This window comes from Nocardia sp. NPDC060220 (assembly GCF_042727815.1).
Lineage (GTDB): Bacteria > Actinomycetota > Actinomycetes > Mycobacteriales > Mycobacteriaceae > Nocardia.
Map to the genome: position 1 here is coordinate 1 of NZ_JBHWZY010000121.1, position 11,540 is coordinate 11,540.

General features: G+C 71.2%; 6 protein-coding genes. 3 read left to right on the forward strand and 3 right to left on the reverse strand.

Annotated elements, in window-relative coordinates; translation table 11 throughout:
• The 3 genes from ACFWF3_RS08975 to ACFWF3_RS08985 all read right to left on the reverse strand — a co-directional run.
• On the reverse strand, positions 1 to 1,376 hold a 1,376-nt coding region (locus tag ACFWF3_RS08975), incomplete at its 3' end, for an NTP transferase domain-containing protein (protein ID WP_379313149.1).
• Between the two features lie 134 nt (positions 1,377 to 1,510).
• Positions 1,511 to 1,801, reverse strand: coding sequence for an MGMT family protein (locus ACFWF3_RS08980; protein WP_378632834.1), 291 nt, complete (start codon positions 1,799 to 1,801; stop codon positions 1,511 to 1,513).
• Between the two features lie 4 nt (positions 1,802 to 1,805).
• Entirely contained in the window at positions 1,806 to 2,594 is a 789-nt protein-coding gene (locus tag ACFWF3_RS08985; RefSeq protein WP_379313150.1) for an alpha/beta fold hydrolase, read from the reverse strand.
• An 89-nt stretch (positions 2,595 to 2,683) separates the two neighbouring features.
• Here ACFWF3_RS08985 and ACFWF3_RS08990 point away from each other — a divergent pair, with 89 nt between their 5' ends.
• The 3 genes from ACFWF3_RS08990 (at position 2,684) to ACFWF3_RS09000 (ending at position 11,331) form a co-directional block, all read left to right on the forward strand.
• Complete coding sequence (locus tag ACFWF3_RS08990; protein ID WP_379313153.1) at positions 2,684 to 6,469, forward strand: ATP-dependent helicase; 3,786 nt, start codon at positions 2,684 to 2,686, stop codon at positions 6,467 to 6,469.
• Positions 6,466 to 10,125 carry an ATP-dependent helicase gene (locus tag ACFWF3_RS08995; protein WP_379313151.1) on the forward strand — a complete coding sequence of 1,220 codons (3,660 nt, stop codon included), beginning with the start codon at positions 6,466 to 6,468 and terminating at the stop codon, positions 10,123 to 10,125. Before ACFWF3_RS08990 ends, ACFWF3_RS08995 begins: the two co-directional genes overlap by 4 nt.
• A gap of 150 nt (positions 10,126 to 10,275) precedes the next feature.
• Positions 10,276 to 11,331 carry a potassium channel family protein gene (locus tag ACFWF3_RS09000; RefSeq protein WP_379313152.1) on the forward strand — a complete coding sequence of 352 codons (1,056 nt, stop codon included), beginning with the start codon at positions 10,276 to 10,278 and terminating at the stop codon, positions 11,329 to 11,331.
• Positions 11,332 to 11,540 lie beyond the last annotated feature (209 nt).

The window sequence follows — 11,540 nt, forward strand, 5'->3', positions numbered from 1 at the left end:
CGTCGTCGGGGAACCAGGACGCGGGCTTCGGCTCGGGCGATGGCGGTACGGAGTTGATCGGCCGCGCCGCCGCCGGTGGCGCCGACCACGACCAGCAGGTCGAAATCCGAGGTGCCGGTGAGCATGTCGTCGAAGCCATGGGCGGTGTCGCGCAGATGGACTCGGTCGGTGACGCGAACGCCGCAGCCCGCGAGCAGATCTGGCAGGACGGGCCCGATCGAGTCGCGGGTCTGGCCGGTCTGGAGCGGGCCGGTGCTGCGAATCTCGTCGCCGGTCATGACAATTCGCGCACGCACCGGTCCGCGAACCGTGCCCGTGGTGACCTCCACCGAGGCCGCTGCCGAGCGCAGGGCGGCGGTGACCCGGGTGCCCGCCGGTGCCACGAGGTCGCCGATCTTCCTGTCCTCACCGCTTTTTCGGACATCGCCGCGGATCGGGCTGTCGGGCAGGCGGGCCAGCTCGTCGCCGGTGATCGCGGCGAATTCGTCGCGCACCACCGACGTGGTGCCGTCCGGAACGTGGGCGCCGGTGGCGATGCGCACCGCCTCGCCGGGGAGCAGGCCCGCCGGCCGCGCACCACCCGCGAATCCGACGTCGCGGCGCAACTGCCACGGGCCGTCGCCGCATACGGCGTAACCGTCCATCGCCGAGACATCGAAGCGGGGAAGTGGTCCCGCGGCGGTGATCGCGGCGGCCAGCGCGGCACCGGAGACCTCGTCCAGCGCGGCCTCGTAGGTGACCAGAGGTGTCAGGCCGGAACCGATACGTTCGCGCGCTTCGGTGAGATCGAGGCGGTTCGACGCGCGGTCGGTGGCCAAGGATTCGCGCGCGCGCCGGACCTCTTCCTCGGTATCGCAGTCGGCGATGTCGGGCAGCTCGACCAGGACGGTCTCGGCGGGCACGATGGCCTTCATGGGCTGGTTCACCAGTGAATCCAGTCCGGCCAATGCCGCCACCAGCGCACTGCGTCGCCAGACACCGACGAGGTACTGCGGGCGACCGGAAGCATCGATCGCGAAAACGGCGTCAGCGGTGGACTCGGTTGCGCTGCGCAGCAGTTCGTGGACGGTCGCATCGGTCAGGAAGGGCATGTCGGCCGCGAGCACGACGACCAAGGGCGCGGTGGAGCCGAGTGCGGCGAGGCCGGTGCCGATCGCCGCGACCGGGCCGGAACCCGGTGGCACCTCACGAACCTGCCCGAACCGCGCATCGAGTTCGGGGCGATGCGGACCGACCACGACGACCTCAGCGCAGTCGCGCACGGCATCCAGCGCGGCATCGAGCATCGACCGCCCACCGATCATGATCGCCGGTTTGTCGACCCCACCCATCCGACTGGCTCGCCCACCGGCGAGCACGATCGCATCGGCGGTCATCGGCTGACTCGGAATCGGGTGATCGGCACGAAAGTCATGCTAGTAGGCGCGGCCCCGATGCTCGAGACCCCGCAGCCGAGCGGGCCGCTCCCGCCGGGAAGTCCGTGGCGGATGCGGAGCAACGATCGGCGTGCTCAGAGACGCGCCGTCCGCAGAACGACCCGGCCGTCGACGATCGGCACGCCCTCCTCGCCGAGAAGCCGGAGCTGACGAGCGGCCAGGTGGGCGGCGGGACGTCCGGACGCGCCGATGACACGGTGCCACGGGAGGTCGGCGGAATCGGTGCGCATGATCCAGCCGACCGTGCGGGCCGAGGACAGCCCGGCCGCGGCGGCGATATCGCCGTAGGTGGCGACCCGGCCGGGCGGAATCGCGGCGACCAGTTCGCGGACCTTCTCCACCTGTTCCTCCGTCGTGACGGCCATCGGGCTACAGCACCGCGGCGATCAGCGCGGCCGTGTCGGCGGGGCGGGCCTGGGCGACCATGTGGTCGCAGTCCCAGACCTCGGCGGTGAACGTGTCGAGGTGGGCGGTGAGGGCGTCGAGGAACTCCGCGGTGACATACGGCGGCTGCACCTTGGCGGCGCGCACCAGCACCGTCGGCAGGTCGGCGGGCGGCAACACGAACGGTCGCGCCAGCTGACCCCAGTACGAGGTGATCGCCGGTTGGAAGATGCGCCAGCCGACCCGGCCGCCCTCGGTCGGCACGAGGTGCTCGGCCAACTCCCGTTCCAGCACCTCGGGATCGACCTCGTCGGGTCCCCACGCGCTGACCTGCTTGTCGGAGCGGGCTTCGGCGAGATCGGTGTAATCGGGGGAGGCCAGGTTGGCGAGGGCGACCTGCTCGATCAGCTTCGCGTCGATGCCGATGGCGGGATCGAGCAGGACGAGCGCCCGCACGAGGTCGGGGTGCTGCCGGGCCAGATGGATGCCGGCGGCGCCGCCGAAGGAGTGGCCGACCACGACGACCGGGCCGTCGGTCTCGGCGCGCAACAGCTGCGCGAGATCGGCGACGATCGTTTCCAGATCCCAGGGCGGCAGCGAGGTGGAGCGGCCGTGTCCGCGCAGGTCGGGGGCGATGATCCTGGCCTGGGGCAGATGCTCGGTGGCGAGGGTTTCCCACCGGTTGCCATGGCCGGTGAGACCGTGCAGGGCGAGGACGGCGGGACCGTCGGCGGGGCCGAATCGGTGCACATGAAGCGACGACACGACTGCCATTCTGGCCGGTCGCGCGCGGTCTCGCAGTACGGCCCTCGCGGTAGGGGTGCGCCGGTGTGTCGGACTGGTCTGTTGCAATAGCCGATGTGGTGCGATCGGATAGCTCGGTGCGACTCGTGCGCCGGACAACGCGGGCGCCCCGGCCGCGGGCCTGGGGCGCGTCCGTTCGCGCGCTGTTCGCCGAGCAGGCCCAGCCCGCGCCGCCGCGCCCCGGGTGGCGGCCCTGGCAGGTGATGGGCGGGCCGGGGACGGGCAAGACCGCGCTGCTGGTCGACCTGGTGACCGCGCGGATCGCCGATGGCGCCGACCCGGCGTCGGTGCTGGTCCTCACACACACCAAGCACGCGGCCGCGGCGTTGCGGGATGCGATCACCCACCAGCTGGGGCCCGCCGCGGGTGGTATTCCGGGCGCGAGCCGGGAACCGATGGTGCGCACGTTGCACTCCTACGCGTTCTCGGTGCTGCGCAGGCACGCGGATCTGCACGGCAATCCGCCGCCGCGGCTGCTCACCGGCGCCGAACAGGACGCGGTGCTGCGGGAGATGCTGCGCGGCGATCTCGCCGACATCGAAGCCGGGGCGGGCGGTTTGTGGCCGCCGCGATTACAGCCCGCACTGGCACTGGGCGGGTTCGCCGAGCAACTGCGTGACCTGATGCTGCGCGCGACCGAGCGTGGGCTCGGCCCGGAAGACCTGATGGCGCTCGGTCGCGAGCACGACAACGACGCGTGGGTGGCGGCCGGGCGCTTCTTCCAGCGGTACGAACAGGCCTCGATGCTGCGGTGGTCGGTCGGTGTCGCCGCGCCGGAGGCCACCGCGCCCGCGCTCGACGCCGCGGAACTGGTCGGCGCGGCGCTCGATGCCCTGGCCGGCGACCGGAATCTGCTCGCCGCCGAACGGGATCGGATCCGCTACCTGCTCGTCGACGACGCCCAGCACCTCGACCCGCAGGCCGCGACACTCGTGCGCGCCATCGGCAGCGGCAGCGCGAGCACCGTTGTCACCGGCGACCCGGACCAGGCCGTCTTCACCTTCCGCGGCGCGGATTCGCACTTCCTCACCGACCTCGACACCGTCGCGCAGCGGCGAATCATCCTGCGTCACAACCATCGCAGTGGCGCGCCGATCCGCTTGGCGAATGCGCGCATCGCGGCGAGGTTGCCGGGGAGCGCGCGGCACCGGGTACTGCCGGGACAGGAGAACGAACCACCCGAGCCCATGGGGCAGCCCGTCGTCGGCCAGGACCCGGCACTCGAGGGCGCCGTCGATCTGTTCGCCCACGCCGGTCCGAGCGCCGAACCAGATCTGTGGCCGGTGCCGCAGGACCTGCCGCCCGGGGACGAACCGCCGCCCGAGGACGCCTGGACGCCCCCGGCCGATCTGCCTCCCGCCGACGAGTCGAGTGTGCGGGTGCGGGTGTTGTCGACGCCGGCGAAGGAGGCGGCGCTGATCGCCGACCATCTGCGCCGCGCGCACCTCACCGATGGTGTGCCGTGGTCGGCGATGGCGGTGATCGTGCGGTCGGTGCCGTTGTCGCTGGCGCCGTTACGGCGGGCCCTGCTGGCGGCCGGGGTGCCGGTGCGCAGGCCCGCGGTGGCCGAGCCGTTGGCACGCCGGCGCGGGGCGGCGTGGATGGTGCTGGCGCTGCGGGTGTTGCTGGCGGGGGATGCGTCGCGGCCGGGGTCGCGCCGGGCGATCGATGCGATGTTCTCGTCGGACGACGCGATGGATCTGCTGTGCGGGCCGCTCGGTGGGGCCGACCAGATCGCCCTGCGTCGGTTGCGGCGCGGTGTGCGGCGCAGCGTGCTCGACCTGGAACGCACGGGTGCGCTCGCCGAGCCCTTGGTCGATGGAGCCGACCAGTTCCTGCTCTGGGACGAAGCCGTGCCCGCGCCGGAAATCGCTGAACCCGAACCGGATCCGATCGACGACGAATGGTTGCCGCCCCCGGACCCCGAGGATCCGCTGCGCCCGGAACCCGAACCGGACTGGGACATCGCCGAACGGCTGCCCGACGATATCGACCTCCTCGATGCCGAAAACCCGCCCGCCGCGCACACTGTCGTGGAAACCGTGCGCCCGGAGTCGCCCGCGGTGCCGCTGGTCGATCAGTCCTCGGCCGAGGTGCTGCGCGACCTGATCGTCGGTATCGGCGAGGAACGGCTGCTCGACGGGCTCACCGAGGTCGAGGCGGCGCCACTGCGTCGCGTGTTGCGCGCGGTGGCGAAGGCGAAACAGACCCAGGCCAGGGGGCAGGGGCTCGAAGACGTGCTGTGGACGTTGTGGACGAATTCGCGGCTGGAGCGACGCTGGTTCCGGCAGTCGCGACGTGGCGGGGCGCCGGGCATGCAGGCCGACCGCGACCTCGACGCGGCTGTCGAATTGTTCGATGCCGCAGCCGCTTACGTCGACCGGTTGCCCAAGGCGAGTATCGACGGCTTCGTCGAATATCTGCTGCACCAGCAACTCGCGCAACAGGGTAGGCCGCTGACCGCCGAGGGTGAGGCGGTGACCCTGCTCAGCGCGCACGCCGCGGCGGGCCGGGAATGGGACGTGGTGGCGGTCGCGGCCGTGCAGGAGGGCATCTGGCCCAACCCGCGCTCGCGGGGCACGCTGCTGCACACCGAGGATCTCGTCGACCTGGTCGCCGGGGTCGATCCGAGCGCGACCGTGAGCCGCGCCGCGCCGATCCTGGCCGAGGAACGCAGGCTGCTGCTGGTGGCGTGCAGCCGCGCGCGGCGGTCGTTGCTGGTGACCGCCGTCGAATCCGCTGCGGGAGACCAGGATCTGGTGCCCTCGCGGTTTCTCACCGAACTCGTCGGTGACGACGACAGCGGCGAACCCGGCGCGCTGCCGGTCGCCGATCCCGGACGGGCGCTGGTGATGCACGCGCTCGTCGCCGAACTGCGCGGGGTGGTGTGTGATTTGGGTGCCGACCCCGAACGGCGTGACCGCGCCGCACGGCAGTTGGCGCGGCTGGCCGACGCGGGCGTGCCCGGTACCGACCCCGGCGACTGGTACGGCACCGCCGAACTCAGTTCGCAGCGCGAACTCTGGGACGACGACGATTCCCCGATCGGGTTGTCACCGTCGACGGTCGAACTGCTGCGCACCTGCCCGCTGCGATGGGCGCTGGAACGCCACGGTGGCACCGACGGTGACAACCCGCACGCCGTGAAGGGCAATCTCGTGCACACGCTCGTGCAGGCGCTGGCGGGCGATGTCCCCGAGGCGCAGGTGCGGGCGGCGCTGGATCAGGCGTGGAAAACGGTCGACCCGGCCGACGGCTGGCATTCGCGCCAGGAACTACGTCGCACCGAGACGATGCTGGAGACCTTCCTCGCCTGGGTGCGCACCACGCGCGGCGAGCTCACCCAGGCCGGGGTGGAGGTGCCGGTGGACTGTGTGCTGCCCGCGCGCACGGAAGGCGCACGGGCCGTACGCATTCGGGGGCGCATCGATCGGCTCGAACGAGATGCGCAGGGACGCTTCGTCATCGTCGATGTGAAGACGGGCAAGACGCCGGTCAGCGAGAAGGCGGTGGCCGATCACGCGCAGCTGGCCACCTACCAGGTGGCCGCCGCGCACGGGGCGCTGGACGAGGACGAGTCCGACGAACCTGCCCCCGTGGCCGACCCCGGTGGCGCGCGGTTGGTCTATGTCGCCAAGCCGAACCGCAAGACCGGCGCGGCCGAACGGACACAGAGCGCGCTCGACGGCGACGGCCTAGAGCAGTGGCGCACCACCATTCACGACGCGGCCGACGCGACGCGCGGGCCCGGCTATCTGGCGGTGCGCAACGACGGGTGCAGGCACTGCCCGGTCGCGGGCAGTTGCCCGGTGCAGGACACCGGACGGCAGGTGACCGACGAGTGAGCGGTGTGCGCGTCACCCCGCAACGGTTGGCCGACGCGCTCGGCCTGCCGCCCCCGACCGATGAGCAGTCGGCGGTCATCGCCGCGCCGCCGGAGCCGACGCTGGTCGTCGCGGGCGCGGGCGCGGGCAAGACCGAGACGATGGCCGCGCGCGTAGTGTGGATGGTGGCCAACCAACTGGTCGCTCCGGACGAAGTACTCGGGTTGACCTTCACCCGAAAAGCCGCCCAGCAGTTGACCTCCCGGATCCGGACCCGGCTCGCCCGGTTGGCGGGTGCGCCGCTGCTGCGTGAGATCGATCCCAGTGGCGCGTTGCGCACGATCGTCGCCGGTGCCGAGCCCGAGATCAGCACCTACCACTCGTACGCGGGCAGGCTGCTCACCGCGCACGGACTGTTGTTGCCGGTGGAGCCCTCGGCGGCGCTGCTCACCCAGACCCAGTTGTGGCAGCTCGCGCACGAGGTGGTGCGTTCCTGGGACGGCGATCTCGACACCGATCGCACGCCGGTCTCGGTGACCGAGGCGGTGCTCGCCCTGTCCGGGCAGCTCGCCGAACATCTGGTGGAACCGGAGCAGTTGGCCGAGGCACACGCGGAGCTGGAGAAACTCGTCTACACGCTGCCCGCGGGCCCCCGGCAACGCGGCGGACCGAGCCAGGCACTGGTCGGCGTGGTGACCGCGCAACGTGAGCGCGTGGCCCTGCTCCCGCTGGTTCGCCAGCTCGCCGACGCGCTGAACCGCCGTGGCGCACTGGATTTCGGCTCCCAGATGTCGCTGGCCGCGCAATTGGCGGTCGACCATCCGGAAGTCGCCGCCGCCGAACGCGCGCGGTTCAAACTGGTCCTGCTCGACGAATACCAGGACACCGGACACGCGCAACGGGTGCTGTTGTCGGCGCTGTTCGGCAATGCCGAAGCGGTACAACGAGATCGGCAGCGAGAGCCGGTGCGGATCCGGGATGAGGAGCACCCGGCTCGAACACGCGAAGCCGACACGTTGTTCGCGATGGATGAGCGCGAAGATGCCATCGCGGGCACCCGGTCGCCGGCCGATCACCCTGGCGCGCGGATGTCTAGCGCTGGTGCGCGTGGCGGCGAACGGTCGCGAGGCGAGCCGCCTGCTCGCGATGGCAGCAGTCGCACCGTGCCGGGGGAATCCGCCCCGCTCTCGCGTGCGCTCGCGGTGACGGCGGTGGGTGACCCGATGCAATCCATCTACGGGTGGCGTGGCGCCTCGGCGGCCAACCTGCCGCGCTTCGCCACGGACTTCCCCGCTGCGCCAGAGGTGCCCGCGCCGGTGTTGCCGCTGCTGACCAGCTGGCGGAACCCGCCCGAAGCGCTGGCGCTGGCGAACCTGGTGGCCGATCCGCTGCGGGCGGTGGCGCGGGCGGCCGGTGGGGCGACCGTGGACGCGTTGCGGGCCAAACCGCAATCGCAGGCGGGGGTCGTCGAGTTCGCGCTCACCGAAACCATCGCGCAGGAGCGGGACTGGATCGCCGAGCGGATCGCGCGCGAGTGGGCGACGGCGCGGGAGAACGAGGGTCCGCCGCCCACCTCGGCGGTGCTCATCCGGCGCAATGCCGATGCGGCGCCGCTGGCAGAGGCGCTGCGCGAGCAGGGATTGCCGGTGGAGATCGTCGGGCTCGGTGGGTTGCTGGCGACGCCGGAGGTCGCCGATATCGTCGCCACTCTGCGCTTGATCGCCGAGCCGGGGACCGGAAGCGCGGCGGTCCGCATTCTCACCGGGGCTCGGTGGCGGATCGGGGTGGCGGACCTGGCCGCACTGGCGCGGCGAGCGCAGATGCTGTCCATCAGCAGCGGGTCGGGTGCCACCGACGCCATCACCGACGCGGCCGGACTCGCGACGGCGTTGCGCGAGGTCGCGCCCGAACCGACCGAGAAAGCCGGTCTCGCCGACGCCATCGCCGACCCCGGTGCGGCGGACCAGTATTCGGAGGCCGGGTTCGCGCGGATCGCTGCCCTGAGCGAGGAGCTGGCCGCACTGCGCGAACGCAGTGGGCAGCCGCTGGTGGAACTCGTCGCCGATGTCGAACGGACGATCGGCGTCGGGGTGGAGACCCAGGCCAGGCGGGCGATCGCCGGTGGCGGCGCCGGACGCGAGCACCTCGATGCCTTCGCCGAGGTGGTCGCCGGGTACGCGGCCGATTCCCGGGCATCGCTGAGCGGCCTGCTCGCCTTCTTCACCGCGGCGGAATCGGTCGAAAACGGTTTGGAGCCAGGCGAAGTCGAGGTCGCGCGCGACCGGGTGCAGGTGCTCACCGTGCACGCCGCCAAGGGCCTGGAATGGGAAGTCGTCGCCGTGCCGCACGTGAGCGCCACGGTGTTCCCGTCGACCACCGCACTGAGCACCTGGCTCGGCGCGCTCACCGAACTCCCCACCACGCTGCGCGGCGACCGCGCCCAGCCGGACGCGTCCGAGGGCGTGCCCGTCCTGGACTTGAGCGCCGTGGGTGACCGCTCCGAACTCGAACACGCGATCGCCGACCACAAGGACGCGCTCAAGAGCCGCCGACTCGACGAGGAACGGCGCCTGTTCTATGTGGCGCTCACCAGAACCGAACGAGTCCTGTTGGTTTCGGCCTACTACTGGCCCGAGACGGGGACCTCGCAGAAGGGTCCGTCGGATTTCCTGCTCGAGCTCAAGGAGGCGAACGAGAACCCGGGCAGCGAGGCCTACGGCGTCGCCACCGTCGCCCGCTGGGACGACAAGCCACCACCGGACGCGGTGAACCCGTTCGCCGACAACCCGCCGACCGCCCCGTGGCCACGCGACCCACTGGGCAACCGTCGCGATCCCATCGAACAGGGCGCCGCCCTCGTCCGCGAAGCACTCGACGAATTGCGCAGCGGCACATCGGTGGCCGACAGCACCGCCGACGATCAGGCCGAGATCGACGACCCCGAGGGCTGGGTCAGCGATGTCGACGCCCTCCTCGCCGAATTCACCGCCGCCGAACTCGCCGAACAGCAGGTGGAACTCCCCGGCCAACTCCCCGCCACCGCCCTCGTCGAACTCCGCGCCGACCCGACCCGGCTGGCCGCCCGTCTGCGCCGCCCGCTCCCGTACCCCCCGAACCCGATGGCCCGGCGCGGCACCGCCTTTCACGCCTGGGTGCAATCCTGGTTCGGCACCGAACAGCTGCTCGGCCTCGACGAACTGCCCGGCGCCGCCGACAGCACCACCGAAATGGGACGCGCCGACCAGGAACTCGCCGCCATGCAGTCCGCCTTCCGCCGCTCACCGTGGGCGCACCGCAATCCGGTCGACGTGGAAGTGCCCTTCGAAACCAGCATCGCGGGCACGGTGATTCGCGGTCGCATGGATGCCGTCTTCGCCGAACCCGGCGGCCGCTGGATCGTGGTCGACTGGAAGACCGGCGCCGAACCCGGCCCCGCCGACGAGCCCGCCGTCGCCGTGCAGCTGGCCGTCTACCGCCTCGCCTGGGCCCGCCTGATGGCCGCGCGCACCGGCGAGACCGAGGACCGGATGCTCCAACGTGTCGGCGCCGCATTCCATTACATCCGCTCCGGCCGCACCATCGCCCCCGCGCGACTGGCGGGCCCCGCCGAGCTGGAGCGCCTCATCCGCGACGCCGCACCGGAAAACGCCGACACCGATCCACACGAGGTTCACTGAGCCGATAGTGTTGCGGTCGCCGCCGGGTTTTCGGCCGCCTTGATCTGGACTGACCAGAGGGTGCGACGAAGGAGTGCCCGGCGGGAGGGAAGACCAAGGTACCCAGGCCGAAAACCCGCGGCGCCAGCCGCCAGAAATACAGGAGCAGGCATGTTCGGTGACACGCGCAACCCGGTCGGGTTGAGCAGCAGTCCCGACTACGCCCTGGTCGGTCTGTTGCGGATCCCGGCGGCGCAGTCCAGCCCGTGGGTTTCGCTCACCCGTCGCGTGTTGTTCGCGATCGCACTGCTGTTCACCGCCGCGACAGTGGTCTACGTCGGCCGCCACGGCTACAGCGACAACACCGGCGACGAGCTGTCGTTCCTGGACGCGATGTACTACGCCACGGTGTCGCTGTCGACCACCGGCTACGGCGATATCGCCCCGGTGACCCCGTCGGCGCGGTTGGTGAACATCATCGTCATCACCCCCCTGCGCGTCCTGTTCCTCATCGTGTTGGTCGGTACCACTCTCGGCGTGCTGACCGAACGGTCGCGGCAGGCATTCAAGATTCAGCGATGGAGGCACACCGTGCGTAATCACACCGTCGTCGTCGGCTACGGCACCAAGGGCCGGACCGCGATCGATGCGATGGTCGGTGACGGGATCCAGGTGTCCGACATCGTGGTGGTCGACACCGATCCCATCGCGCTCGAGGCCGCTGCCGCCGCGGGCCTGGTGACCGTGCACGGTTCGGCGACCAAGTCCGATGTGCTGCGACTGACCGGTGTGCAGCGTGCCGCCGCGGTCGTCGTCGCCACCAATCGCGACGACACCGCCGTGCTGGTGACGCTCACCGCGCGCGAACTGAACAAGACGGCCAAGATCTCGGTGGCCATCCGCGAAGCGGAGAACACCCACCTGGTCCGCCAGTCCGGCGCCGACTCGGTGGTGGTGTCCTCGGAGACCGCGGGCAGGCTGCTCGGTATCGCCACCACTACGCCGACGGTCGTGGAGATGATGGAGGACCTGCTCACGCCCGAGCAGGGCTTCGCCGTCGCCGAACGCGAGGTGGAGACGAGCGAAGTGGGCGGATCGCCGCGCCATCTCAGCGATATCGTGCTCGGTGTGGTGCGCAACGGCGCGCTGATCAGGGTCGGCGAACCCGAGGTCGATGCCCTCGACACCGGCGACAAACTGCTCTACATCCGTCGCGCCGGAAAGTAGTCGGCCGCCCGGGCGCACCCGCGCCCGCGCCTTCGCTCTATGCTCGGATCGTGTCGTTCCGGCTGAAAAACGTTCCGCTGCTGTCACGTTCCACCATCGACCGGGCCGAGCACGCCCGGCTCGATCCCGGCGCCCTGCGCGAAGGGTGGGGGAAAGCGAAGATTCTGCGTATCGACGCGCGGGGGAAAGTGCGGGTCGAGGATGGCAAG